Source organism: Glutamicibacter sp. GQ173 (genome assembly GCF_059759215.1).
In genome coordinates, this window is sequence record NZ_JCAXDT010000008.1 from 197,852 (window position 1) to 221,656 (window position 23,805).

Below are 23,805 nucleotides of genomic sequence, written 5' to 3' on the forward strand. Positions count from 1 at the left end.
CTTTTCACAGGTTGGCTCTGGTGGTGGATCCTGATTGAGCGCAAGATGATGGCATGGATACCGTCCAATCCCTGAGAATCGAACCGTTGACCGAGTCGCGGATGGAAGACTTCGCTGCGGTGGTGAACCCGAATCATCGGCAGAAGCACTGCTGGTGTTTGTCTCACCGGCTCAGCGCCCAGGAAATCCGGGAACACGGCGGAGAGGACCGCTATGAAGCGATGTGCTCGCTGGCCCGCGAAAAGATCGCCCCGGGAGTCATCGCTTATCTGGAGGACCAGCCGGTGGGGTGGTGCAGCATCTCGCCGCGGGCGCGGATTCCGAGGCTGGAGAACTCAAAGCTGATCCGGCCGGTGGATGATCTGGCGGTGTGGAGCATCATCTGCATGGTGGTGCGCGGCGGTTACCGGCGCAGGGGAGTGAACCGCCAGATGGTGCTCGGCGCGCTGGACTATGCCAAGAGCCAGGGCGCACCTGCGGTGGAAGCCTACCCGGTGGATCCTGAAGGCCGGATGGATCTGACTATGGCCTTTGTCGGGACACGCAAGATGTTCGAGGAGGCCGGCTTCGAAGTGGTGGGCGTCAGCGATGCGGTGGCCAGCCGAATGCCGAGGCTGATCATGCGCAAGATGTTGTGATGCATCCGAGGCAGAGAGCCGGTGGCTACCGTTTTTCGGTGAGGGCCTGCACACCTAGCAGTCCTTGCTCATCCAAGCTCTTGTGAAAGTACGAGGAGATCGCCGTTCTAGCCGCGTCGCCCGCTGCGACCGGATCGCCGGCTTCGATGGCATCGAATATGGCGCGGTCCAGGGAAACGACTTTCTTCATTTCCCGCGTCTCGTTATCGGCATGGCTCATCTGATCGTTCATGACCTGCAGGATCGCGCCGGCGACTGCCTCGCCACAGATCCGCAGGATGCTGTTATGGCTGGCTTCCCATACCGCGGCGTGGAAATCCAGATCGGCGCGGTTGAATGAATCGGACCCGGTGCTGGATTCGACTTCCATGCGTTCGACGGCGTCACGCATCGCGGCCAGCTGCTCATCGTTGTGCATGACTGCGGCGAGCTGGCAGGCTGAGCTTTCCAAAACGATGCGGAACTGCACCAGCTCATCGAGCGACAGGGAAGTGATCCGGGTGAGGTTGGCGAAGGACCTTTCCAGATGATCCGTGGATACCGGCAAGACGACCGGACCACTGCGTCCACCGGGTTTGGACGCGATCAGCCCCTGGCTTTGGAGCACCCGCAATGCCTCGCGAACCGTGGGACGGCTGACCGAGAACTGAGTCATCAGCTCGCGTTCGCTGGGCAGATGCTGTCCCGGCTTGATCTCCTTGGACAGGATCGCTTCTTCGATCTGCTGGACAACTCGCTCGTAGGTCAGCGTTGGCACGGCCGGCGTAAAAGTCAGCTTGCTCATGTGGAGCCTTCCTTGGATCGAAAACACTCGGTTGAGGACAAAGATATCCCAGCTGTCGCTTCAATAACACGCAAAACCGAAAACTTCTCAAACTGGTAAGACCAGAAAACTTAGTAGAAATATCAGCATGGATGGTGTTTCATGGATCACATCACTCATTGGCACGTTGAACGATGGAGAATCATGAGCTCGAAGAAAAACCTCTGCCGGTTGGTTACCACAGCACTTGTTGGCACATTGGCTTTGAGCGCGTGCTCTGCCGGATCAAGCTCGACCGCGACCGACGATGCTAGCGAGAAGACTTCGGTCACCGTGGCGTTGACCGGCGAGCCGGTCAATCTCGATTTCACCAAGACCGCAGGCGCCGCAATTCCCCAGGCGCTCATGTCCAACGTCTACGAAGGCCTGGTCGAGATCGACCAGGAAGGAAAGATCCAGCCCCTGCTGGCCGAATCATGGAAACTGGGCAACGGCAACAAAACCTACACGTTCACACTTCGCGACGGCGTTACCTTCTCCAACGGCGAAGCCTTCACCGCCGATGACGTCAAATTCAGCATCGACCGAGTCAAGTCCGACGCATGGGTCTCCAGCCTGAAAGCGAAAATGGACATCGTTGATTCGGTGAAGGTCATCAACGACACCGAAGTGGCTGTCACGCTCAAGAAGCCAAGCAATGCCTGGCTTTTCGACATGGGAACCCTGGTCGGCGCCATGTTCGACCCGAGCGGCGTCGACGACTTGGCCAGCACCGCCATCGGCACCGGCCCGTACGAAATCGAAGCATGGAACCGCGGCCAGTCCATCAACTTCGCCACGCGCGACGACTACTGGGGCGAGAAGCCAGCAGTCGAAAAGGCGACGCTGCGCTACTTCGCGGACGCGGTTGCGACCACCAACGCCTTGCAATCCGGTGACGTGGATGTCGTCTACAACATGCAGTCCCCGGAACTGCTTTCCTCCTTTGAATCCAACGACCAGTTCCAGGTTCTGGAGGGAACCTCCAACGGAGAAATCGTGTTGTCGATGAACAACAAGAAAGCTCCATTTGATGACAAGCGAGTCCGCCAAGCAATCATGTATGCCATCGACCGCCAAGCTGTCGTCGATACTGCGTGGAATGGCTACGGAACTGTAGTCGGTGGGCCAGTTCCGACAACCGACCCGTACTACGAAGACCTCAATGGCGTTTACCCCTACGATCCTGAGAAAGCCAAGAAGCTTTTGAAGGAAGCGGGAGCAGAAGACCTCAGCGTGAAGTTCACGGTGCCTACCCGTCCTTACGCCACCGCGGTGTCCGAAATCGTCGTCTCGCAACTGGCCGATGTGGGCATCAAGGCAAGTATCGAATCCGCCGAATTCCCTGCGGTATGGCTGGACCAGGTCTTCACCAAGAAGGACTACCAGATGTCGGTGGTGCTGGCCGTGGAGAGCCGCGATGTCTTGGCCATGTTCAATAATCCGGACTACTACCTGGGCTACGACAACTCGAAGATCAAGGATGTGGCGGCCAAGGCCGACGCGGCCGATGAAGCCGGATACGTCGACGGAATGAAGAAGGTCGTACGCACCATCGTCGACGACGCTGCCGCGGATACCCTGTTCATCTTCCCCAACATCGTTGTCGCCAAGTCGGGAGTCACTGGAATTCCAGAAAACTCCGTCACCGAAGCGCTGGATCTGACCGGAATCGGCTGGAACTGACAAGCTGCCGATATCTGAAGGGAATCGCTGATGGGACTTCGAATACTGATCAATGTGGCGAGGTTTGTTGTCACGTATGTGGTGGCTACCGTGGCGGTGTTCTTCTTCATGAGAGCGATCCCCGGTGATCCTGCGCAAATCGCCCTGGGCGTGAATGCGACGCCCGAGCTCTTGGCCAAGACCCGTGCGGAATTCGGCACCGACCGTCCGCTGATCGTCCAGTACTTCGATTGGGCGCTGGGTCTGCCATTTGGCGACTTCGGCACCTCGTATGTCACCCGGCAGGATATCAGCCCGCTGATCGCGGACAGGGTCCAAGTCAGCCTGATCCTTGTCGTATTGGCGATGATCGTGGCCTTGGCTATTGCGGTTCCCTTTGGAACCTACGCAGCGGTCAAGCACCGTAACCCCAGCGGCATCCTGATTAGCGGAATCAGCCAGCTGGGAGTTGCCGTTCCCAACTTCCTTGCCGGAATCCTGCTGGTCGTGGTGTTCGCGGTAGGCCTGGGCTGGCTGCCGGCCAACGGGTGGACCCCGCCCGGCGTTGATTTTGCCGACTTCCTGGCGCGCGTGATCTTGCCGGTGCTCGCCCTGGCCTCGGTCCAGGGCGCCATCCTTACCCGGTATGTCCGCTCCGCAGTCATGGAAGTCATGAGTGAAGACTATCTGCGCACCGCACGGTCAAAAGGACTGAGCAAGCTGCAGGCGCTGATTAAGCACGGCCTGCGCAATGCGTCGATTCCGGTGCTCACGGTCACCAGCGTGCAGCTGGCGGCGTTGATCATCGGAGCCGTAGTCATTGAACGGGTCTTCGTTATTCCCGGTTTGGGATCCATGCTGCTCGATGCCGTCGGAAACCGCGATCTGCTCACCGTGCAATCGGTGGTGATGGTGCTCGTGGCCATCACGTTGATCATCAATCTGGTCGTCGACGTGCTCTATACGATCCTTGATCCACGCATCAGAAAGGGAGCGTAATGGCGCAAGAACAAATGGTGGCCAAGCCCGCCCAGCGCAAGCTGTCATCGACGTTGATCGTGGGCGGCGCGCTCGTCGCCCTGGTGCTTATCGCGGCCTTGGTCTCCTTTATCTGGACCCCCTATGACCCGGTCCAGGCCGTCCCCGCCGACCGCTTGCAAGGTTCAAGCGCCCAGCATCTGATGGGCACCGACCGATACGGCCGAGACGTGTTTTCCGGGGTGCTCTACGGAGCACGCATCACCTTGCTGGTTGGCCTTGTCGCGGTTGGCATCGCCTTGCTGATCGGCACCCCGCTGGGGATCCTGGCCGGGATGCGCGGAGGCATGACAGAGGAAGTCACCATGCGCGGCGCCGATATCCTGCTAGCTTTTCCGGCGCTGCTGGTAGCCATCATGTTCGGCGCGGTGTTCGGGGCCAGCACCCTGACCGCCATGCTTGCCATCGGCATCGGCTCGATCCCGGGCTTCGCTCGTGTTGCCCGCAGCGGAACGCTGCAGGTGATGAGCACCGAATACATCATGGCGGCCAAGGCAGCGAGCCAGAGCAGCTGGAGGATCGCAAGGCGCCACGTCTTGCCCAACATCATCGGCATGGTTGTCGTCCAGTGCTCCGTTTCCTTTGCCATCGCCGTATTGGCCGAAGCGGCATTGTCCTTCCTCGGGCTGGGCACCCCGCCACCGGTGCCATCCTGGGGGCGCATGCTCCAGGAATCGCAGCAGTTCCTCGGCACCTACCCGATGCTGGCCGTCTGGCCAGGTGTAGCGATCGCGACTGCCGTATTGGGCTTTACCCTGCTGGGTGACGGCTTGCGGGACCGGTTCGATCCCAAACTGAACGGAGAGCGCTAATCATGGCCGAAAACGACGTGCGCTCAAACCTGTTGGAAGTCTCCAACCTGACGATCAAAACCAAGACCCGCACATTGGTCACGGACTTCAACCTGAGCATGAAACGCGGGGACCGGGTGGGACTGATCGGCGAATCCGGTTCGGGCAAGTCAATGACCACATCGGCATTGATGGGCCTGCTTCCCGAGGGAGTCAGCGCCCAGGGGTCGATCCAGCTTGCCAGCCATGCCGGAAACCTGGTGGACGCCAGCGACAAGGAACTGCAGAAGATCCGTGGCAAGGACATGGCCATGGTATTCCAGGAGCCGTTGACCGCCTTGAACCCGCTCATGAAGGTCGGGAAGCAAGTCGCGGAAATCATGAGCACTCACAAGAGCGTGGGTAACAAGGCCGAAGCGCGCCAGCGTGCCGTTGAGCTGCTGGCCTCGGTCAAATTGCCGGATCCTGAACGCGCCGCGCGGTCTTATCCGCATCAGCTTTCGGGCGGCCAGCGGCAACGGGCCATGCTGGCCATGGCGCTGGCCAACGATCCGGGACTGCTCTTGTGCGATGAGCCGACGACCGCGCTGGACGTCACGGTGCAACGCCAAGTGCTGGATTTGATCCAGGAATCCGTGGCTGAACGCGGTACCGGATTGCTGTTCATCACCCATGACTTGTCAGTTGTGGCCAATGTCTGCGATCGGGTTCTGGTGATGAACAACGGGCGCATTGTCGAAGAGGGAAGCACCGAAGAAGTCTTCAGCAACCCGCAGCATCACTACACGCGCGGCTTGTTGGCGGCTTCGGATTTGAATGCCACCGATGCCGATGGGCGGTTATTCACGGTGGCCTCGGCCGCAGCCTATGTGCCACCATCGCTTGATGATCCACAGCCAGAAGCCATCACTGAGGCCAAGGTTCCGGAGCCAGATCAGCAGGTGGCGGCTGACGGCAAGGAACCGGTGATCAGCGTCAAGGATCTTGTCCGCACTTACCCGGTGGGCCGCACGTCGCTCTTTGGCAAGCCGGGCGAAGTGCAAGCGCTGCGAGGCATTTCCTTTGACGTGGCCGCAGGCCAACGATTCGGCGTCGTGGGCGAATCGGGATCCGGGAAATCTACCCTGCTGCGAATCCTCGCCGGACTCGACCAGCCGACTTCAGGCAGCGTGCAAGTGGCCGGCAACCAAATCGCTGGTGCCAGGGAAAAAGACCTGCTGCAACTGCGCCAGCAATTGCAGATCGTTTTCCAGGATCCCATGGGGTCCCTGGATCCACGCATGAAAGTCAGAGACATCATCGCCGAGCCTTTGCTGGCTCCGGGGCAAAAGGTCGGCAGCGCAAGGCACCGGAAGCAAGTGGCCGACATGCTCGGTGCGGTGGGGTTGCCGGCCGATGCCGCTGAACGCTTCCCGCACCAGTTCTCGGGCGGGCAACGGCAGAGGATTTCGATTGCCCGGGCATTGATCTGCGAGCCCAAGGTGCTCGTCGCTGATGAGCCCGTGAGCGCGCTGGATGTTTCGGTCAGGGCCCAGGTGCTCAACCTGCTCTCCGATTTGGTCGATGGCTACCAGCTGACCTTGGTCTTCGTCTCCCATGACCTCTCTGTCGTGCGCTACATCTGCGACAACGTCGTGGTGATGAACCACGGAGTGATCGTCGAGAGCGGGACCACCGAGCAGATCTACGACAATCCGCAGCATAGCTACACCCGCACATTGGTGAATTCATCAATGTCGCTTCGCGAGGAACTAGCGACTCGCTAGGAGTACTGCCCACATCGAGAGGTTCGCATGTCACAACTATCAGAGCATTCCACAGCGCTGCACCAGCTCTCGGCTCGTGAACTCGGTGCGGCCTACGCCGCGCACGAGCTATCACCCGTGGAGGTAGCCCGCTCGGTGATCGGCCGTGTCGAGGAACGCGAGCCGGTACTCAACGCGATGTACACGTTCGATCCTCAGGACGTGCTGCGCCAAGCCGAGCAAAGCGAGCAACGCTGGGCCAGCGGAGCACCCCGCGGCGCCCTGGATGGAGTGCCGGTCACGGTCAAGGAGAATATTGCCCGGGAGGGTATTCCGATGCCATCGGGAACCGCTCTTTCCAATCCAAAGATTCCCACGCAGAACGCTCCCATCACCGACCGGATCCTGGAAGCTGGAGCGGTCATTGTCGGATCCACCACCATGCCGGACTGGGGCATGCTCTCCTCCGGGGTTTCCAGCCTGCACGGTATTACCCGCAGTGCGTGGAACCCGCAATGGACTACCGGCGGATCCAGCGCCGGGGCAGGGGCCGCCGCGGCGGCAGGCTACGGGCCCCTGCATGTCGGCACGGATATCGGAGGCTCGATTCGGCTGCCGGGCGGATGGCAGGCATTGGCGACGCTCAAGCCGAGCGCCGGCCTGATTCCGCTGGATGTGCCGTATATCGGCAGGGTCGCGGGGCCGATGGGCCGCAGCGTCACTGATATTGCCCTGTTCATGTCGATTCTCGCTCAACCCGATCTTCGGGATTACACGACCAGGCCCTACCCCGCCATGGACTGGGCGGCAGAACCTATCGACGTGCGGGGACTGAAAGTCGCCGTACACCTCGATGCCAACGCCGGTGCAGCAGTCGAGCCAGAAGTCGCTGCGGCAGTTTCCGCTGTCGCTGATTTATTTGCAGCTGCAGGGGCAGGTGTGGAAGTGCTCGATCCATTCATTGATCAACAGATGCTTGACCGGCTTGATGGTTTTTGGCGGACACGCTCGCTGGCGGACTACCGGGATCTTCCAGCAGCAGAACAGTCCAAGGTGCTGGACTATATCGTCGCGTGGTGCACCGACGGCGGGAAGTTTGATGGCGCGGATACCATCAGGAACTTCGGGGCCATCGACCAGATGCAAAAGGCGACGATTGCCGCCACCAGCGCATTCGACCTCGTGATTTCGCCGGTGTCCCCGATGACCGCCTTCCCCGCCGAGCAGCCCATGCCACACCCTGATCCTCATGCCACGATGAGCCACATCGGGTTTACCGTTCCCTACAACATGTCGGGACAGCCAGCTGCGACAGTGAACTGCGGATTCGCCAGCGATGGCAAGCCCATCGGGGTGCAGCTTTCCGGGCGGGTAGGAGCAGATGACCAGGTGCTGAAGGCAGCTGGCTGGTACGAATCTCAGCGACCTGCAACCGCTGTGCCCAACTGGCTGGAGCTGGATTAGTTCCGGGCAATCCTGCTATTCAGGGGTGCTGCCGAAGGAGGCAAGAGCGGACAAGGCGGTCCGTTCTTCCTCCGCCAGCAGATGGCCGTAATACTCGAAGAGACTGCTACGCGCCAAGTGCTCCGCCAAGTGGGCATCCCGATCGCGAATTGCCTGGAATACCTGGGCGTGGTGGTCGATGGTGCGCTGCATCAGAGCATGGTCATCTGCGCTCTGCTCAATGCTTGCGGCGATGAGCTGCTCGATGGAGTCGCGCACGGCCTCAGCGGAAATGCGCAACAGCGCATGGCCGCTGGCGTTGGCCACAACATCATGGAAATCCAAGTCGGCCTTGCTGAAGGCCTCTTGTCCCTGTGCCCGGGCCGCGCGCATCCGCGCCATGGCTTTTTCCAGCTGCAGGAGATCGGCCTCGGTACGCCGAGTGGCGGCCAGGGAATTAGCCGATGATTCGAGGGTCATACGGTAAATCAGCAGGTCCGCGAGGCTGGATGCCGAGGCCTGGGCCAGCCGGGAGATCACTTTCTGCAAGGGCCCCGAGGTCGGTGCCAGGATCACCGCCCCGCGGGGGTCGCCAGGACGGGAAGCGATCATGCCGTTGCTTTCCAGCACGCGCATGGCTTCGCGCACCGAGGAGCGGCTGACCTGAAAGGTCGTGACCAGTTCGCGTTCGCCCGGCAGGTGCTCGCCGGCTTTGAGCTCGCCGGAGAGCACCTGTTGCTCGATGTGGTTCACGATGGATTCGAAAGCCCGTGCTTTGGGGGCTTCTGCCGGCCGGGGCAACTGCGCCATGGGTGGTTTCTTCCCTGATCCAGATCAGTTGGGCGGTGTGAAACGTCCGTCGATGGCGGTCCATCCACCATCGACACTGAGCACGGAACCAGTAACGAAGCTCGAAGCGTCGGAAGCCAAATACACGATGGCCCCGGCCATTTCCTCGGGTTTGGCCCAGCGCCCCAGGGCGCTCTTGGTGGCGTAGGCGTTGTACCACTGCTCATTGGCCTTGATCTGCGCGGTCAGCGGAGTTTCGACAACTCCCGGGGCGATGACATTGACCCGCACCGCCTGCTCACCGAACTCTGCCGCGGCGGTGCGAACCAGCTGCACCAGCGCCGCCTTGGTTGCTGCGTAGACACTCTGTCCGGGTTCGACTACGGAAGCGCGAATTGAAGAGACACCAATGATGGATCCGCCGCCATTGGCTGCCAAGCGGGGCGCGAAGGCCTGGATCAGAGAGAACGAGGCACGCAGGTTCAGGTTCACGACTTTGTCGAATTCATCCAGCGTGTAATCGACAATGCGCTTGCGCACGTTCATAGCGGCAGTGAACACCAGAGCCGAGATGTCTTGGTACGTTTCTGCGGCTGCTTGGACTGCTTCCTGGTCCAGGACGTTGAGCTTGATGGCCGTCGCGGTGTCGCCAAGCATTCTCGCTGTCTCTTGAGCTGCTTCTTCGTTGAGATCTGCGCAGATGACTTGTGCATTGTGGGCGTTGAGGGCGAGGGCGGCTTCGCGCCCGATGCCACTGCCAGCACCGATGACCAGAACGCGGCGTGAGGAGAACTGGAATAATTGTGAGTAGTCCACGAGCGGGCTTCTTTCTGTACGGGCGGTTATGGTCGGATCAGTGCCATCCGGGTTACCGTGAACTCCTCGATGGCGAAGCGAGGGCCTTCTCGGCCGATGCCCGAATCCTTGACACCTCCGTATGGCATGATGTCGGACCTGAAGCCGGGGATTTCATTGATGACAACTCCGCCGACCTGGAGCGTATCGATAGCGCGAAAAGCGGTCTTGAGCGAGCTGCTGTAGATGGCGGCCTGCAGTCCGTACCGGGAGTCATTCAGAACCTCGAAGGCCGTATCAAGATCGGGAACCGTCTCCAGGCAGACAACCGGACCGAAGATTTCTTCGCTCCATAACGGCAGGTCCCTCGGGACGCCGCGAACCACGGTCGGCTGAAGGGACCGTCCTTCGACAGCGCCACCTGCCAGCACCTGAGCGCCTCGTTCTGCGGCATCGTTGAGCCATCCCAGAATTCTTCGGGTTGACGCTTCATTAATGACGGGCGCTACCCGGGTGTCTGGGGAGCGTGGATCTCCGACAACAACTTCCTTGATCCGCTCCAGAAGCTGCTCTTGGAAATCTTGGGCTATTTCCTGGTCCAGCAATACACGCTGGATTGAGATGCAGGCCTGGCCGTTGGCATAGAACCCTCCGCGAAGCACAGCGTCGACAGCATCTGGAATGCTGGCGTCCGCTGCGACGATGATTCCGGTATTCGAGCCAAGCTCGAGCACGGTTTTCCGCGGTGCGGCGTTCTTGGCAATCTGATGTCCGACGGCAGCGGAACCGGTGAAGGAAACCACCGCCGAGCGTGGATCGTCCACCAGGCGCTCGCCGACATCGATGCCGCCGGTGACAAGCTGGACGGCGCTACGGCTAACGCCGTATTCGGCCAGGACCTCCCGGATGATGTGCACGGCCCATAACGTGGCGAGTGGAGTATTCGGCGCCGGCTTGAGAATGATCGGGCATCCAGCAGCGATGGCCGGTGCCAGTTTGTGGCTTGCCAGCAACAGCGGGTAGTTGAATCCTGCGATGCCTATGACAATTCCTGCAGGTTTGCGAATCCAGAAGCCCATCATGCCTTCGCCGGCGGACTGCAGATCCAGCGGGACTGTCTCGCCATGAATGTGGGCGACTTCTTCGGCCGCCGAAGACCAAGTGGTGAGGGTTCGAGCTACTTCCACCCGGCAGTCAACCAGCGGCTTTCCGGTTTCGAGGATCAGAAGCTGCTCCAGTTCTTCGCGATGTTCTGCCAAGCGATCATGCACGGAAGTCAAAATGGCACGGCGCGTTCCGGTGCTCAGATGTTCGACTTCGGCCGAGACTTGCTCAGCAGCATCCAAGGCGTTCTCGGCATCTTCCACGGTTCCCACCGGCGCTGTGGCAACCACCGATGAATCGTAGGGGAAGACAATATCAACGCTGTCTCCACCCGGAACCCACTGGTTGCCGATTGGCAGGCCTTCGGGATAGGCATTCAGATAAGTCGACACCATTCCTACTTTCGAGACGCCGTTAGCGGAAGTTGTACTGGTCAGACCAGTAGGTGATTCAAGCTAACCTGTGATCTACCTCGCAGTCAATGAATTTGCTCAATTTGACGCCAAAGATGGTCAGAATCATTGAAATCATTGACAACCTGATGGGGCACAGGAACAGTATTGGTCAATAAGATGACTCTGGATACCAAGCCAGAGATAGGCAGGAATCTGATGCCGGGCGGTGAAGATGTCAACGAAGTGGCGCAGTAGCATCTCTTTGGCGACTGAAACCGCGGGGCTGATCAGCGAGCGCATTTTCTCTGGGCGGTACGCGCAAGGGGAGCAGCTCCGGCAAGCTTCCTTGTCGGAGCAATTGGAAGTGAGCAGGACGCCCTTGCGGGATGCATTGAACCTGCTGGAAAGCGACGGGCTGATCCAGTTCGATGAATCTGGCCGAGCCACCGTGTCAGTGATGACGCAGCGTGCCTTCAAAGACGCATTGCACTACCGGCGAATGATCGAGATGGGTGCCTGCGACCTCGTGCAGCGCAATGAAGCAGCCGAACAGCTGGCCGACTTGCAGAAGTCTTTGGCAAGCCTGAGCGGCGACCACTCGCCTCGAAACCGATCAAGATTTCACACAGAGCTGCTTGAGCACACGCGCAATGATCACCTGCGCCACGGCGTGCCTATGGTGCGACTGACAGAGGAAGTCTGGCTGCCCACCCGACCCTGGCATGCGGAATCCGAAAACAGCCTATTTCGATATATCGAGGCGGCCAGTGATGCGATCGTGCACGGCTCGGTGCCAGATGCGCGCAGCGAGATTCAGAAGTACTTCGACGAACTGCTCCAACTCATCGAGAACAACGAAAGGACCACGCTATGAACAGCTACTCCATCGCAGTAGTACCCGGAGACGGTATTGGTCCCGAAGTCATGGAAAGCGCGCTAAAAGTGCTGGCGGCCGCGCAAGAGACGTTTGGCATCAGCCTGGAATACCAGCATTACGCAGCGGGCGCGCAACATTATCTGGCCACCGGAGAACTGTGGAACCAAAAGCTTGAACAACAGCTTCGAACGCACGATGCCGTGCTATTCGGGGCCATGGGAGATCCCTCAGTGCAACCGGGAATCCTGGAACGCGGATTCATCCTCGCGATGCGGCAGGCATTCGAGCAAGCCGTCAACCTGCGCCCGGTCAAGCTCTATCCCGGCGTAGCGACTCCGATCGTAGGGCTCACGCCTGAACGCTGCGATCTGGTCATCGTGCGTGAAAACACCGAAGGAGCCTACGTCGGCCAGGGGTCAACGATCCATGCCAATACGGCCAATACTGTTGCTGTTCAGGAGTCGGTCAATACAAGAGCCGGCATCGAGCGAGTCGTTGAATATTCCTTCAAGCTCGCCATGAGCCGTCGCAGGAAACTGACGCTCTGCCACAAGAAAAACATCCTCATCGAAGCCGGAAAACTCTGGCAAGAAGTCGTTGACTCCATGGCGGAGCAGTACCCCGAAGTTCAAGTGGACTACGTCCACGTTGATGCCATGTGCTTCCACCTTCCCATCGCGCCGGAAAGGTTCGACGTCGTGGTCACGGATAATCTGTTTGGCGACATCATCACGGATTTGGGCGCCGTCATTCAGGGCGGGCTAGGAGTTGCCGCAAGCGGGAACCTGAATCTTGATGGCTCGTCTCCGAGCATGTTCGAAGCGATTCACGGATCTGCGCCGGATATTGCTGGCAAAGGCTGGGCGAATCCGGTAGGTGCAATTCTTTCAGCCGCGATGATGCTTGCCCATCTCGGGGAAAAGACCGCGGCGCAAGCCATCGAAGCCGCAGCGGTGAACGTGCTGAAGGATCTGCCGCAGCTGGCCGGCCCAGGAATGGGAATGACTACCAATGAGGTTGCCACGGTGATTTCCTCGCAGATCCGCGCCGATTTCACCAAGGTGGAAGGGCTCTCGGTGATGGAGAGCCTGGCAGATAGCCGCTGACGTCTGCCAGCTGATGGAGCCCGGTAGTTGGTTCAATGTCCACTTGCCCGTGCCCGGGCGTTTGCCGGTTTGCAATCGGAGCTTTAGCCTGTGCCGATAGCGTCGCTATCATGGGACGGCTATTCATGGCGCTAGGAGATTCCTTCACCGAAGGTGTGGGGGACTGGGAGCCCCGGCTGCCCAACGGCGTGCGTGGCTGGGCCGATCGCGTGGCCAAGCAGCTATCCAAGGCCGACCCGCAATGGCAGTACGTGAACCTGGGCATCCGTAGCCGCCGACTGGAACAGATCGTCGAGGAGCAGATTCCGGTCGCGTTGGACCTGAAGCCGGAAGTGATCACCTTCTACGCTGGCGGCAACGACATCCTGGAGTTTCGCAAGGATATGAAGCTCTTCCTTGAACGCTATTCCCAGGCCGTCGCCGACCTCGTTTCGACCGGGGCCAAGGTCTTGTTGTTCACCGGCTTTGATATCCCGGTGCACCCGGTCCTGGCCCCGTTCAAAAGACGGAACTGGCGTTTTAATGATTGCGTGCGGGAGTTGGCGCTCATGTATCCCGAAAACGTGGTGCTCGTGGATTACTGGCAGTGGGATGTCTACCGGGACAAGCGCATGTGGGACACCGACAAATTGCATATGAACCGTGCCGGCCACCGCTATATGGCGATCCGCATACTGGAGATTCTCGGCTCGGAACACCATCTGGAATTCGATCCGCTCGAGGATGCCCAGAGGGTGGGTTTCTGGCAGGCCACCCAGCGCGATGTCGAATGGCTGCGGCAATGGGTGCTGCCGATGTTCGGGCGCCGGCTGCGCGGAGTGACCCTGGGCGATGTGCTTCAGCCGAGGTGGCCAGAACCGATGTATCCAGCCAAGGGGATGAAAAAGCAATTCCGCAAACGCCGCGGAGTTACTGATGCGCGGCATTTGCGGAATTCAGACGTGTCCTAGCTTTCCGCCCGGATCTAGCCCTCTGGTGCTTCCATGGACTGCAGGGCTTCGGGGCTCATCCAGGAAATTTCCCAGACGTGGCCGTCGGGATCCTGGACGGCTGCCTGATACATTCCGGGGAATGGCTCATCGGCTGGGCGGTAGATGCTTCCGCCGCCGGCCTGGGCGTTGGCGACAAATTCATCCACGCCGTCACGGGTCTCGGAAGACAGGGCATTGAGTGCTTCGCGCTGGCCGGAGCCAAGGCCCGGCTTGTCGCCGTTGACCAGGAAGCTGGAGAAGAATTCTTGCTGCAGGCTCATGACGAAGATGTTCTCGTCGATGATCCAAGAGGTGGCATTCTCATCGGAGAAGGCGGGATTCTTCGTGAATCCCAGTGCCTCGTAGAACTTGTCGGCTGTGGCTAGATCTGCGGTTGGAAGGTTGACGAAGATCATTCGGCCCATGGCTATTCTCGCTTCAGTCTCGGCGGGTGCTGCTTGATGGCAAGTACTACTCTGCGCCATGCTTCGTGCCAGATCAAGGGCATAGGCGAACTTCCGGCAGGATACGACAAGGCCCCGGCCAGGGCACTGTGGCAGCGCCGCTGGTCGAGGCCTTGAAAGCACCCTGAATGCAGTGTGGGCTTAGGGCATAAGTTGAGGAAACCTAGACGAGCGCTTTGGTGATTTCCAGCGGAATGCGGTCACGGGTGTAGGTGATGTGGTCGTAGCCGTGCGGCTGAGGCGTGCCGTCCTCGCCGATGTTCACGAAGACGATCTTCTCGATGGTGAGAATCGATTCTTGGGTGAAGATGTTGCGCACTTCTGCGCGCAGCGAGATCGAAGTCCGCCCAAAGTCGATGGCAGTCAGGCCCATCTCGATCAAATCGCCTTCTTTTGCCGAGGCGATGAAGTTGATTTCGGACATGAACTTGGTAACAACGTGCTTGTTGCCCAGCTGGATGATGGAGTAGATCGCAGCTTCTTCATCGATCCAGCGCAACAGGCTGCCGCCGAACAGCGTCCCGTTTGCATTCAGATCTTCTGGGCGAACCCACTTGCGCGTATGAAAAGTAATACCCTTAGCCATGCTCAAAATGCTAAGTCAGCGAGGGGGCCTTGCGCTGTTAGGTGATGCACAGTGTAGGTGAAAACACATATGGTCCGCAGCGGGGATTCCCTTCAGTCCCCGGGGCAAGGAAGGCTGGATCCGCACCTTGTGTTCTCGCTTCGTGGTTCGTGGGTGCCAACCGTGCGCGCTGTTGATAAGGTCAAGTCACACAGCACGAATCAACAAGGCCAATAAGGAAGACAGGTGAAAATGACCTACCCCTCGGAAGGGAATAACGAAACTATTCCTACCGACTTCGATGACGTGGTTCAGCAGGTTTCCACCGGCGAGCTGGAGCATGACCGCATCGATGCCCTGCTGAAGGAAGCGCATGCTCGCTACGCCGACGCAGATGACGGACTCTTAGCCCATTACATCCCCATACTTGGCCAAGCTGACCCCGGGTTATTTGGCATTGCCATGTCCCACGTGGGTGGTTCGGTGCATGCCGTCGGCGATTGCTCGCACCCGTTCTCGATCCAATCCATCTCCAAGATGTTCGTCTACGCACTGGTGGTCCAAGAGCATGGCCGCGAAGTAGTGCGCGAGCGAATCGGCGTGAACAACACCGGCATGTCCTTCAACTCGGTGATGGCTGTGGAGCTGAACAACGGGCTGCCAATGAATCCAATGGTGAATGCCGGCGCCATCGCCACGACGTCGATGATGCCAGGGCGGACTGCCGCCAAGAAGTGGGAAAACGTGCGCGAGGGGCTCTCGGCCTTTGCCGGTCGTCCGTTGAGCCTGGATGACGAGGTCTACCATTCCGAGTCGCTGGCCAATGAGCGGAATAGGGCCTTGGGGCACCTGCTCAAGAGCTACGGACGGCTGGAGAATGATCCTTCTGAGGCTGTTGATGTCTACACCAAGCAGTGCTCGCTGAACATCACCGCCCATGACTTGGCGGTCATGGGTGCGACTCTTGCCGATGGAGGAGTCAACCCGGTCACCGGACGGCGCGTAGTCGAGGCTGACGTTTGCCGCGACACCTTGGCCACGGTGGCCTCGAATGGCCTGTATGAACGCTCCGGGGAGTGGCTCTTCGAGATTGGCATTCCGGCGAAGTCGGGGGTCTCGGGTGGCATCGTCGCGGTGGCGCCGGGCAAGGGCGCCATTGGCGCGTTTTCGCCACCGCTGGATATGGCCGGGAACTCGGTGCGGGCGCAGCTTGCCATCGGAGCGCTTTCGCGCGCCATGGGGCTGAACCTTTTTGCCTCGGCTCCGGATCGGCGAAGCTAGTTTTGCGGATGGTCGAACTCCTTCGTGATGCGTGAAGATCTGCCAACTAGCTAGACTTTCTTGGACAGATGTATGGCAAATTCAACCACTTGTCGAAAATCTCCCAACTGTGATGCCCAGTATTGCTATGGCGACTTAAGGTGCCTAGTCAACCGGGCATCTTTGGAGAATGGCAGCTTTCGCGTCATTGGCGGCGGGCGCTCGAATGGGCAGTTCTTCCATGTTGCGTTCCACCAGCGATGGGCAGGGGGGAGTTGAGGGCTTGAAAAATTTACTAAATAAGCTTTACTTGGAGGTATGTGCCATCTGCGGCGCGTGGACTTTGAGGAAGCGTATTTCATGAAGAAAGTAACCAAGGCAACCATTGCGGCTGTGGCCGCTGGCGCGTTGCTTCTCGGCGGTGCCGGCACGGTAGCGCGCTGGCAGGCGCAGCAGACCATCGATGCGGGCACCGTGGAAACGGGCCACCTGAATTTGACCACCGGGGGAGCCGGCGTCTGGGAAGATATCAGCAACCCTGATGCGCCTGAGCCTTTCAACCCGGCAACCCAGCAGCTAGTGCCAGGCGATGTGGTTTCATTCAGCCAGACGGCCACTATCGATGCCGAGGGCAAGAACATCGCCGGTTCGCTGAGTGTTGACCAGCTGGACACCGCGCTGGGCGCGCTGGAGGGCTACGTGACCGTCGCGCTGCAGGTTGATGCTTCGGCGCCGGGGATCACCGAGGAAGCCGACGGAACACTGACCTTTGCTGAGCCGGGAACGTATTCGGTGCCGTTCCTCATCACCGTCACCTTTGATGAAGGGGCCGTCGGAGACACTCCGCCTTCGACCTATGACCAGGTCCTCGACCTTGAAGCGCTGACCCTGACCTTGGACCAGGTTCGCGCCTAGCCATGGCGTGTGGATCGGCCGGTGCATGCCCAAACCCTTGAAGTTCGCCATATGCGCGGCTGTGCTTTTGCTGCTGGGAGTCAGTGCGCAGGGCACAGCCGCCAATTGGCGTGCCGAAAGCACCGTGGATCCGCCAGCGCTGGCCAGCGGATCATTGGCCTTGCTGGCTGGCGGCGAAGCGCAGTACCAGTTCCTGGAGCTGGCAGGCAGCGAGCTGATTCCCGGGTCATTCACCCAGGCACCGCTTCAGATCAGCAACGCGGGCACGGTTGGCCTGTCGTACCAGCTCAATGGGGCCATAAATGCGGCCGCCTCGCCAAGCAGCGCCGACCAGGCGCTGGCTAGCGCCTTGCAGCTGAGCGTCTATGCCGGCATGGATCCGGTGGCCTGCGAAGCCGGCCAGCCATTGGCCGGCGAAGCACTGTATGCAGGACCCCTGGGCTCTGCCGCAAGCTTTGCGAATGCCAGGGTACTGGATGCCGAGCCGGTGCCCGAGAGCGAGACCTTGTGCGTGCGTGTTGCGGTTCCGTCCGGGGCGGCGCAATCGGCCGCTGGCGGCACAGTGGAACTGGCCCTGAAGTTTGCAGGTCAGCAACGATGACTGCTGGACACGTGGTGCGCCGCAGGGATCTGCGGGAGCGAACGGGCATCTTGTGGTGGGCCGGGCAGGTGTTTTCCTGGCTGCTGCTTTTCATCGTGCTGGCCCTGATCGCTGTGATGATCGTGGTTCCGAAATTGGGCGGGGCGACGGCGTATACCGTGTTGACCGGATCCATGAGACCGCAGTTTCCGCCCGGGACGCTGGTGGTGGTCAAGCCCATTGATCCCGAGTTGCTGCGGATCGGCGACGTGGCGACCTACCAACTGGTATCGGGGGAGCCCGAAGTGGTCACCCATCGCATTGCCGGAATCGGATCCAGCATTGCGGGCGAAGAGCGCTTCACCTTTCGCGGGGATGCCAATAATGTCGATGACCAGCCGGTGCAGCCCGAGCAGATCCGGGGCAAGCTCTGGTATTCGGTGCCAATGCTCGGATTCGTCAACAGCGCCCTGTCCGGCCAGCAGAGGACCTGGCTGACGTGGGCTGCCGCGAGCGGGCTGATGGTGTATTCAGTGGTGATGTTCGTGGGAGCTTGGCGTGAACGGCAAAGGAAGAGGCAGTGATGAATAGGACCCTGCTGAAAATCGCCACGGGCGCTATCACTGCCGTTTCCTGCCTTGTTCTAGGCCTGGCCGTGTCTGCGGCAGCGGGTGCGGAAACAGATCGCGGGCTGAGCTACAGCCTGGATGGGCGCAGCTACGTCCGGAATCCTCCTCCAATCTTCGCTGGGGGCAACGCCTTGGTGCCCGGCGACGAAGTCGGCAAATCCCTATGGATCAGAAATGACAGGGATCGGGAAATCGAGGTCAGCGTCCGTGCGGTCGCGCCAGCGGCGTCAACTGAAATCTATTTCACGACAGTCGGCGCCTCGACGTTCACCTTGGTGCCTTCGGGAACCACAGAGGTCGAGTTGCGGCTCGGATTGCCTTGGTCCGCGTCCAATGGCTCGGCGGACCAGCTGGTGCCGGCATTGGAAGTGCGCGTGGATGCAGTGGAATTGGCCCAGGAGGGCGGTGGCCCCGATGCTCCGGGTCCGGAGCAAGAAGTGGATCTCCCGGATACTGGATTCAGCGGTGCCGTGCTGTGGGCGGCTACTGGCATCCTGGCGCTAGGAGGCGCCGTGCTGGCTGCGTCCAGGCGAATGAACCGACGTGAACAGAAAAGGAACGGGGCACAACGATGAGCGAACGTTCACTGCGCATTAAGGCGGTATTGTCCATGGGCATCCTCGTGGGATTCGGCGCTGTTTCCACCCTGGCCTCGTGGACGGGCGAAGCCACCGCCACTGCCGGAATCAGCACGGCAACCGTTGCGCTGGGGGTTGGAGCCGCCGCGGGCACCGCCACCTCGGCCAGCTACCAGATGCCGATCAACGGCAACAGCCTCTTTCCGGGGTCCAGCTCGGCCTCGGTGGTGACCGTCAAGAATACCGGCTCCATCTCCGCGCCGTATGCCTTCCAGGGGGCAATCACGGAATCGGGATCCGCGGCCTTGGGCGCGGGACTGAGTATCGTGGTGAAAACCGGCGCCACGGTCAGCGGAAGCGGCTCCAGCGTCACCTGCTCGGGCGGTACCACGCTGATGACGAAGAACGCCGGCTCCCAGTTCGGCAGTGCCTCGGATCCCAGGCCCCTGGCTTCAGGCGGCAGCGAAACGCTGTGCGTGCAGTACGCGCTTCCCGTGAATGCGGCCAATGCCCTGCAATCAGCGTCAACGACGGTGTCCCTGGCCTTCACCTCGACCGTGGGGTCTTGAGATGGCGGTGAATCGAACCCGCTCGGATCGGGCATCCTCGTTGAAGCCATTCCAGAAGATTCTGCTGAACACCTGTGCTGTCCTGGGTACGCTGTGCCTGGTGATGGCGGTGCTGGCCCTAGCGTTTGGAATCAAGCCACTGGTTTTCGCCTCGGGCTCCATGTCTCCGGGCATTCCCACCGGATCCCTGGGCCTGGCTGTTCCTGCGGCTGCCGAAGACGTCGTCGTGGGCGACGTGGTGTCGGTGGTCAACAGCGGGAACCAGCGGATTACCCACCGAGTGGTAGAGAAGGTCCCGGGTGGATTGGTGCTCAAGGGAGATGCCAATCCCGTACCCGATCTGGAAACCTACCAGGCCGGCCAGGTGGATCGGCTGTTCGTGGGAATTCCCGGGCTGGGCTATGTCGTTTCCTGGCTCAGCCAGCCCTGGGCTTACGCCCTCGGGGGCTTGTTGTGTGCCTATTTGCTCTTCATCGCCTTCCGCGGCAGGGGCAATGAAGGTGGAACCGGCGCGCCGGGGGCGTGGAACCGCAGCTTGCCGGAGAGCCACGGAGAGCCGCCCCGGCCTGGACGGAAAACCTTTCAATGGTGGCGATTAGGGGCCGGGTTGGCCGTAGCGGCTTTGCTCGCCGCTTTTGCGGTGCACGGCCCGAAGGCTGAACTGACCCAGGCCGCCTTCACCGGAACAGCTAATGCGTCGTCGGCCCTCAACGCGGGCGCGGTGGCTCCGGCCACCGGGCCGCTTGCCTGCAACGAATCCGGGGTTTTGCTGACCACGGCCAATATCTCTTGGCCTGCGCAGCAGATTCCGGCCGGATCCCGGCTAGTGCTGAGGCTGCAAACCGATGCATCGACCTATGGCTACACGAATCTGCCGGCTGGTGCGACTACGGCGTCTTATGGGCCAGGACTGAATCTGCTGGGGCTGGTCACCTCGGGCGGGTCCCGCTCCATGGAGCTGAAGCTGCTGGTTGTCTACACCACCGATGGCAACGCGGTGAATGAAACCGGTAGCAATATCGGGTGGGTTTCGCCAGCGGGGACCTCGCCCACCAGGAGCATCGTCTATCACCCAGGACTATTGCTCGCCAGGGACTTTACTTGCTCCTAGCCTCCGTCGCTGTCGGCTGCAGCCTGGCGGCCCAATGCGCCAAGGAGCATCGAGAGCCCGAGCTCGAAGGTGATCTGCGGGCGGCTGCTGTCCGACAAGCCGGCCTCCAGCGCCTCCTTGAAGTAGCTTGACGACTCGGGAGCCGCTTCCCACACGATTTTTGGCGCGGCCGCGTCCAATGCGGAACCCAGGACGAAGGAATCGATGATGGTGATCGCTTGCAGGCGCTGCGACGGCTCGATTCCCGCCAGTGCCAATGCTTCGGCCAGCGCGTCGTAGACACGCAGCGTGGTGCTGTCCCGCACCGTATGGCTGGTCAGCAACGGTATCAGGCGAGGGTGCTTGGAATAGGAAGCCCAATATTCGGTCGCGATAGCCCGCACGGCTTCCTGCCAACTGACATGTCCCAAATCCGGCAGCTCGATCTCTGCCATGGCCCGCCCGCGCATCAGTTCGATGATTTCTCCCTTTCCCTGGACGTGGTTGTACAGGGAGGAGGCGGAAACCGAGAGTTTCCTGGCCAGCTGCGGAAGGGTGAATTCGCCGTGGGCATCGACGAGCCCGAGCGCCGCATCGGCAATGGCCCGGGTGCTGAGCTTGGGTGTGGAAGGCCTTGCCATGAGTTCTCCGGTCGCGTCGAATGTTCTTGGCTTGAGCATACACAAATTAAACGAAAGTCATTCGTTAAAACACTTGATTTCGCCAACAGGACGCATCTATTCTAATAAACGAATCACATTCGTTTAAACCCGTGAAGGTGAACCATGCAAGAAATACTCGCCATGAATCCGCCGGCTTCCCCGGCCCGCGCTGAAGCTGCCGAGCGCGGCACGATCACCGTGGCGCTGGTCCAGCACCGATGGCACGAGGACCCCCAGGCCCTGCGCGAAGAGCTGGAAGACGGCATTGCCCGCGCGGCCTCCCACGGCGCGCGAATCGTCTACCTGCCGGAAGTCACGCTGAGCAAGTACCCGGCCTTTGCGGTGCCGGATCCCGGAGCGGCCGACGAGACCGCCGAGGACCTTGAAACCGGCCCCACTCTGACCTTCGCCCGCGCGATGAGCGCTAAGTACAACCTGCACGTGCACATCTCGCTGTTCCGCAAGGCCCCCGCCGCCGACGGCCTGGGCCTGAACACCGCAGTGGTCGTCTCCCCGGAAGGCCAGATCGTCGCGCTGACCAACAAGCTCCACATCCCGCGCACCGCCGGCTACTACGAGGACAAGTACTTCCGCGAAGGCCCGGCCGAAGATCCCTACCCGGTCCACAAGATCGAGGCCCTGGGCGACCTGGCCATGGGCCTGCCGACCTGCTGGGACGAATGGTTCAGCGAGCCGCCGCGCATCTACTCGCTGGCCGGCGCGGACCTGCTGGCCTACCCGACCGCCATCGGCTCGGAGCCGGACCACCCGGACTTCGACACCGAGCCGCTGTGGCGCCAGACCATCATCGGCAACGGCATCGCCAACGGCCTGTTCATGGTGGTGCCCAACCGCTGGGGCGATGAAGGTGCGCTGACCTTCTACGGTTCCTCGTTCATCTCCGACCCCTACGGCCGCATCCTGGCCCGCGCCCCGCGCGACGAATCCGCGGTCCTGGTCGCCACCCTGGACCTCGATGCCCGCCGCGACTGGCTGACCCTCTTCCCGTTCCTGCGCACCCGCCGACCGGAGACCTACGCGGCAATGGCGCAGCAGCGCAACGACGCTGGCTTGGGCGAGCAGGAGAAAGCGCATGCCTAGATTCTTCATGCCGGCGGAAACCGAGGCACAACAGCGCATCTACATGGCCTTCCCCTCCAGTGGCTACACGCTGGGGGATACCGAAGCGGAGGCCGAAGCGGCCCGCACCACCTGGGCCAACGTCGCCCGCGCGGTGGCAGCCTTCACTCCTGTGACCATGGTGGTCGACCCGTCGGCCGAGGCTGATGCCCGCCGCCATCTGGGCGACGCGGTGGCCTACGAGCTGCGCGAGCTGGACGACGCCTGGATGCGCGATATCGGTCCGACCTTCGTCCGCGACGGGAATGGCGCACTGGCCGCCATCGACTGGAACTTCAACGGCTGGGGTGCCCAGTCCTGGGCCTCTTGGGGCAAGGATTCGAAGATCGCCGCGGAGGTGGCGGGGCTTGAGTGCACCACACGAGTGCAGTCCTCGATCACCAACGAGGGCGGCGGCATCCATGTGGATGGCGAGGGCACCATGCTCGCCACCCGCAGCGTGCAGCTGGATCCGGGGCGCAACCCCGGTGCCACCGAAACGCAGATCGAGGAAGAATTCTCCAGCCTGCTGGGCATCAGCAAAGTCATCTGGCTGGATCGCGGCCTGACCCGCGACAACGAGGAATTCGGCACCCGCGGGCACGTGGACATCGTCGCCTGCTTCCCGGAGCCCGGAGTGGTGCTGTACCACGACCAGCAGGACCCCGCGCACCCGGACTTCGAGATCTCCGCCCAGGTGCGCGCCACCCTGGAAGCCGCAACGGATGCCAAGGGCCGCAAGCTGCAGCTCATCGGCGTCCCTGCGCCGAAGGCCCTGCGCGACGAGGAGGGCTGGGTGGACTATTCGTACATCAACCACCTGGTCACCAATGGCGGCGTGATCGCCTGCGCCTTCAATGACGAGAACGACGCCGTGGCCGCAAGGATCCTGGCCGATGCGTACCCGGGCCGAGAGGTGGTGGCTGTCGATGCCACCGAGCTCTACGCGCGCGGCGGAGGAATCCACTGCATTACCCAGCAGGTGCCAACGGTCTAGGCCGTCCGCAAGGCGCAGCTGCGCCTTGAGCCCCTGAGCGGCACCGCTCAGGGGCTCTTCACTTATTTTCAGGCACTGCGGCGTCGCGGGGCAGCAGCTGCAAAGAGCTGATGGGGTGCCGCATTTAATGAAGAGCGATGGAGCGGTGCGGCCCAGCACCGGCAATGAATATGAAAGTGATTCATTTTATGCTTGCGTGAGACCTGGATCACTCCCTA

Annotated in this window: 25 protein-coding genes; 18 read left to right on the top strand and 7 right to left on the bottom strand. The window is 60.9% G+C overall.

The genetic code is table 11. The annotated features are described in order from the left end of the window. Positions 1-53: 53 nt before the first annotated feature. Complete coding sequence (locus tag AC6CHO_RS13945) at positions 54-638, top strand: GNAT family N-acetyltransferase (protein ID WP_498215781.1); 585 nt, start codon at positions 54-56, stop codon at positions 636-638. A 25-nt stretch (positions 639-663) separates the two neighbouring features. Here the strand turns inward: AC6CHO_RS13945 and AC6CHO_RS13950 are convergent, their stop codons facing one another. Continuing rightward, positions 664-1,422, bottom strand: coding sequence for a FadR/GntR family transcriptional regulator (locus tag AC6CHO_RS13950; RefSeq protein ID WP_498215783.1), 759 nt, complete (start codon positions 1,420-1,422; stop codon positions 664-666). A gap of 183 nt (positions 1,423-1,605) precedes the next feature. Here AC6CHO_RS13950 and AC6CHO_RS13955 point away from each other — a divergent pair, with 183 nt between their 5' ends. From AC6CHO_RS13955 to AC6CHO_RS13975, 5 genes are read left to right on the top strand one after another with little or no spacing between them, the layout of a single operon-like run. Then, on the top strand, positions 1,606-3,126 hold the full coding sequence (locus AC6CHO_RS13955) for an ABC transporter substrate-binding protein (RefSeq protein ID WP_498215785.1): 1,521 nt from the start codon (positions 1,606-1,608) through the stop codon (positions 3,124-3,126). A 30-nt stretch (positions 3,127-3,156) separates the two neighbouring features. Further along, positions 3,157-4,104, top strand: coding sequence for an ABC transporter permease (locus AC6CHO_RS13960; RefSeq protein ID WP_498215787.1), 948 nt, complete (start codon positions 3,157-3,159; stop codon positions 4,102-4,104). Beyond that, complete coding sequence (locus AC6CHO_RS13965; protein ID WP_498215789.1) at positions 4,104-4,955, top strand: ABC transporter permease; 852 nt, start codon at positions 4,104-4,106, stop codon at positions 4,953-4,955. The genes AC6CHO_RS13960 and AC6CHO_RS13965 overlap by 1 nt, the downstream gene beginning before the upstream one ends. A gap of 2 nt (positions 4,956-4,957) precedes the next feature. Next, entirely contained in the window at positions 4,958-6,700 is a 1,743-nt protein-coding gene (locus tag AC6CHO_RS13970) for a dipeptide ABC transporter ATP-binding protein (RefSeq protein WP_498215790.1), read from the top strand. Between the two features lie 27 nt (positions 6,701-6,727). After that, complete coding sequence (locus AC6CHO_RS13975; RefSeq protein WP_498215792.1) at positions 6,728-8,143, top strand: amidase; 1,416 nt, start codon at positions 6,728-6,730, stop codon at positions 8,141-8,143. A 15-nt stretch (positions 8,144-8,158) separates the two neighbouring features. On the opposite strand, the gene AC6CHO_RS13980 is transcribed toward AC6CHO_RS13975, so the two are convergent. The 3 genes from AC6CHO_RS13980 to AC6CHO_RS13990 are packed head-to-tail and all read right to left on the bottom strand — an operon-like array spanning position 8,159 to position 11,205. Then, positions 8,159-8,932, bottom strand: coding sequence for a FadR/GntR family transcriptional regulator (locus AC6CHO_RS13980; protein ID WP_498215794.1), 774 nt, complete (start codon positions 8,930-8,932; stop codon positions 8,159-8,161). Between the two features lie 24 nt (positions 8,933-8,956). Next, entirely contained in the window at positions 8,957-9,727 is a 771-nt protein-coding gene (locus AC6CHO_RS13985; RefSeq protein ID WP_498215796.1) for an SDR family NAD(P)-dependent oxidoreductase, read from the bottom strand. A 26-nt stretch (positions 9,728-9,753) separates the two neighbouring features. After that, a complete protein-coding gene (locus AC6CHO_RS13990) occupies positions 9,754-11,205 on the bottom strand; it encodes an aldehyde dehydrogenase family protein (protein ID WP_498215798.1) in 1,452 nt (483 codons plus the stop codon). Between the two features lie 262 nt (positions 11,206-11,467). On the opposite strand from AC6CHO_RS13990, the gene AC6CHO_RS13995 reads away from it, so the two are divergent. The 3 genes from AC6CHO_RS13995 to AC6CHO_RS14005 all read left to right on the top strand — a co-directional run bounded on the left by AC6CHO_RS13995 (position 11,468) and on the right by AC6CHO_RS14005 (position 14,138). After that, complete coding sequence (locus AC6CHO_RS13995; protein ID WP_498215799.1) at positions 11,468-12,079, top strand: GntR family transcriptional regulator; 612 nt, start codon at positions 11,468-11,470, stop codon at positions 12,077-12,079. Beyond that, positions 12,076-13,188, top strand: coding sequence for a 3-isopropylmalate dehydrogenase (locus tag AC6CHO_RS14000; protein ID WP_498215801.1), 1,113 nt, complete (start codon positions 12,076-12,078; stop codon positions 13,186-13,188). The genes AC6CHO_RS13995 and AC6CHO_RS14000 overlap by 4 nt, the downstream gene beginning before the upstream one ends. A gap of 110 nt (positions 13,189-13,298) precedes the next feature. Beyond that, the gene (locus AC6CHO_RS14005) at positions 13,299-14,138 is read left to right on the top strand and encodes an SGNH/GDSL hydrolase family protein (RefSeq protein WP_498215803.1); all 840 of its coding nucleotides are present in this window, start codon (positions 13,299-13,301) and stop codon (positions 14,136-14,138) included. A gap of 14 nt (positions 14,139-14,152) precedes the next feature. Here the strand turns inward: AC6CHO_RS14005 and AC6CHO_RS14010 are convergent, their stop codons facing one another. After that, a complete protein-coding gene (locus AC6CHO_RS14010) occupies positions 14,153-14,644 on the bottom strand; it encodes a VOC family protein (RefSeq protein ID WP_498215805.1) in 492 nt (163 codons plus the stop codon). Between the two features lie 142 nt (positions 14,645-14,786). Next, entirely contained in the window at positions 14,787-15,209 is a 423-nt protein-coding gene (locus tag AC6CHO_RS14015; RefSeq protein ID WP_075972515.1) for an acyl-CoA thioesterase, read from the bottom strand. 231 nt (positions 15,210-15,440) lie between these two features. Between AC6CHO_RS14015 and glsA the strand changes: the two genes are divergently transcribed. From glsA to AC6CHO_RS14050, 7 genes are all read left to right on the top strand, one after another. Then, entirely contained in the window at positions 15,441-16,469 is a 1,029-nt protein-coding gene (gene glsA, locus AC6CHO_RS14020) for a glutaminase A (protein WP_498215807.1), read from the top strand. Positions 16,470-16,808: 339 nt separating this feature from the next. Then, positions 16,809-17,363, top strand: a complete 555-nt coding sequence (locus tag AC6CHO_RS14025; RefSeq protein WP_498215809.1) for an alternate-type signal peptide domain-containing protein — start codon at positions 16,809-16,811, stop codon at positions 17,361-17,363. Positions 17,364-17,388: 25 nt separating this feature from the next. Then, on the top strand, positions 17,389-17,964 hold the full coding sequence (locus tag AC6CHO_RS14030) for a hypothetical protein (protein WP_498215811.1): 576 nt from the start codon (positions 17,389-17,391) through the stop codon (positions 17,962-17,964). After that, complete coding sequence (locus AC6CHO_RS14035) at positions 17,961-18,527, top strand: signal peptidase I (RefSeq protein WP_498215813.1); 567 nt, start codon at positions 17,961-17,963, stop codon at positions 18,525-18,527. The genes AC6CHO_RS14030 and AC6CHO_RS14035 overlap by 4 nt, the downstream gene beginning before the upstream one ends. After that, on the top strand, positions 18,524-19,147 hold the full coding sequence (locus tag AC6CHO_RS14040; protein ID WP_498215815.1) for a hypothetical protein: 624 nt from the start codon (positions 18,524-18,526) through the stop codon (positions 19,145-19,147). Before AC6CHO_RS14035 ends, AC6CHO_RS14040 begins: the two co-directional genes overlap by 4 nt. Further along, positions 19,144-19,719 (top strand): hypothetical protein, encoded by a 576-nt coding sequence (locus AC6CHO_RS14045; protein ID WP_498215817.1) that lies wholly within the window; start codon positions 19,144-19,146, stop codon positions 19,717-19,719. Before AC6CHO_RS14040 ends, AC6CHO_RS14045 begins: the two co-directional genes overlap by 4 nt. A 1-nt stretch (position 19,720) precedes the next feature. Continuing rightward, entirely contained in the window at positions 19,721-20,830 is a 1,110-nt protein-coding gene (locus AC6CHO_RS14050) for a signal peptidase I (RefSeq protein WP_498215819.1), read from the top strand. Here the strand turns inward: AC6CHO_RS14050 and AC6CHO_RS14055 are convergent. Next, on the bottom strand, positions 20,827-21,489 hold the full coding sequence (locus AC6CHO_RS14055; protein ID WP_498215821.1) for a TetR/AcrR family transcriptional regulator: 663 nt from the start codon (positions 21,487-21,489) through the stop codon (positions 20,827-20,829). The genes AC6CHO_RS14050 and AC6CHO_RS14055 overlap by 4 nt on opposite strands. 105 nt (positions 21,490-21,594) lie before the next feature. On the opposite strand from AC6CHO_RS14055, the gene AC6CHO_RS14060 reads away from it, so the two are divergent. Both AC6CHO_RS14060 and AC6CHO_RS14065 read left to right on the top strand, forming a co-directional pair. After that, positions 21,595-22,572 carry a nitrilase-related carbon-nitrogen hydrolase gene (locus AC6CHO_RS14060; RefSeq protein ID WP_498215822.1) on the top strand — a complete coding sequence of 326 codons (978 nt, stop codon included), beginning with the start codon at positions 21,595-21,597 and terminating at the stop codon, positions 22,570-22,572. Then, positions 22,565-23,587, top strand: coding sequence for an agmatine deiminase family protein (locus AC6CHO_RS14065; protein WP_498215824.1), 1,023 nt, complete (start codon positions 22,565-22,567; stop codon positions 23,585-23,587). The genes AC6CHO_RS14060 and AC6CHO_RS14065 overlap by 8 nt, the downstream gene beginning before the upstream one ends. The last annotated feature ends 218 nt before the right edge of the window (positions 23,588-23,805 follow it).

Coding starts and splice junctions, on each gene's coding strand:
- AC6CHO_RS13970 (WP_498215790.1), top strand. CDS start 4,958: ATGGCCGAAAACGACGTGCGCTCAAACCTGTTGGAAGTCTCCAACCTG.
- AC6CHO_RS14030 (WP_498215811.1), top strand. CDS start 17,389: ATGCCCAAACCCTTGAAGTTCGCCATATGCGCGGCTGTGCTTTTGCTG.
- AC6CHO_RS14000 (WP_498215801.1), top strand. CDS start 12,076: ATGAACAGCTACTCCATCGCAGTAGTACCCGGAGACGGTATTGGTCCC.
- AC6CHO_RS14055 (WP_498215821.1), bottom strand. CDS start 21,489: ATGCTCAAGCCAAGAACATTCGACGCGACCGGAGAACTCATGGCAAGG.
- AC6CHO_RS13950 (WP_498215783.1), bottom strand. CDS start 1,422: ATGAGCAAGCTGACTTTTACGCCGGCCGTGCCAACGCTGACCTACGAG.
- AC6CHO_RS13955 (WP_498215785.1), top strand. CDS start 1,606: ATGAGCTCGAAGAAAAACCTCTGCCGGTTGGTTACCACAGCACTTGTT.
- AC6CHO_RS14010 (WP_498215805.1), bottom strand. CDS start 14,644: ATGGCGCAGAGTAGTACTTGCCATCAAGCAGCACCCGCCGAGACTGAA.
- AC6CHO_RS13975 (WP_498215792.1), top strand. CDS start 6,728: ATGTCACAACTATCAGAGCATTCCACAGCGCTGCACCAGCTCTCGGCT.
- AC6CHO_RS13965 (WP_498215789.1), top strand. CDS start 4,104: ATGGCGCAAGAACAAATGGTGGCCAAGCCCGCCCAGCGCAAGCTGTCA.
- AC6CHO_RS13980 (WP_498215794.1), bottom strand. CDS start 8,932: ATGGCGCAGTTGCCCCGGCCGGCAGAAGCCCCCAAAGCACGGGCTTTC.
- AC6CHO_RS14050 (WP_498215819.1), top strand. CDS start 19,721: ATGGCGGTGAATCGAACCCGCTCGGATCGGGCATCCTCGTTGAAGCCA.
- AC6CHO_RS14060 (WP_498215822.1), top strand. CDS start 21,595: ATGCAAGAAATACTCGCCATGAATCCGCCGGCTTCCCCGGCCCGCGCT.
- AC6CHO_RS14065 (WP_498215824.1), top strand. CDS start 22,565: ATGCCTAGATTCTTCATGCCGGCGGAAACCGAGGCACAACAGCGCATC.
- AC6CHO_RS14045 (WP_498215817.1), top strand. CDS start 19,144: ATGAGCGAACGTTCACTGCGCATTAAGGCGGTATTGTCCATGGGCATC.
- AC6CHO_RS13990 (WP_498215798.1), bottom strand. CDS start 11,205: ATGGTGTCGACTTATCTGAATGCCTATCCCGAAGGCCTGCCAATCGGC.
- AC6CHO_RS13945 (WP_498215781.1), top strand. CDS start 54: ATGGATACCGTCCAATCCCTGAGAATCGAACCGTTGACCGAGTCGCGG.
- AC6CHO_RS14015 (WP_075972515.1), bottom strand. CDS start 15,209: ATGGCTAAGGGTATTACTTTTCATACGCGCAAGTGGGTTCGCCCAGAA.
- AC6CHO_RS14035 (WP_498215813.1), top strand. CDS start 17,961: ATGACTGCTGGACACGTGGTGCGCCGCAGGGATCTGCGGGAGCGAACG.
- glsA (WP_498215807.1), top strand. CDS start 15,441: ATGACCTACCCCTCGGAAGGGAATAACGAAACTATTCCTACCGACTTC.
- AC6CHO_RS13960 (WP_498215787.1), top strand. CDS start 3,157: ATGGGACTTCGAATACTGATCAATGTGGCGAGGTTTGTTGTCACGTAT.
- AC6CHO_RS14005 (WP_498215803.1), top strand. CDS start 13,299: ATGGGACGGCTATTCATGGCGCTAGGAGATTCCTTCACCGAAGGTGTG.
- AC6CHO_RS14025 (WP_498215809.1), top strand. CDS start 16,809: ATGAAGAAAGTAACCAAGGCAACCATTGCGGCTGTGGCCGCTGGCGCG.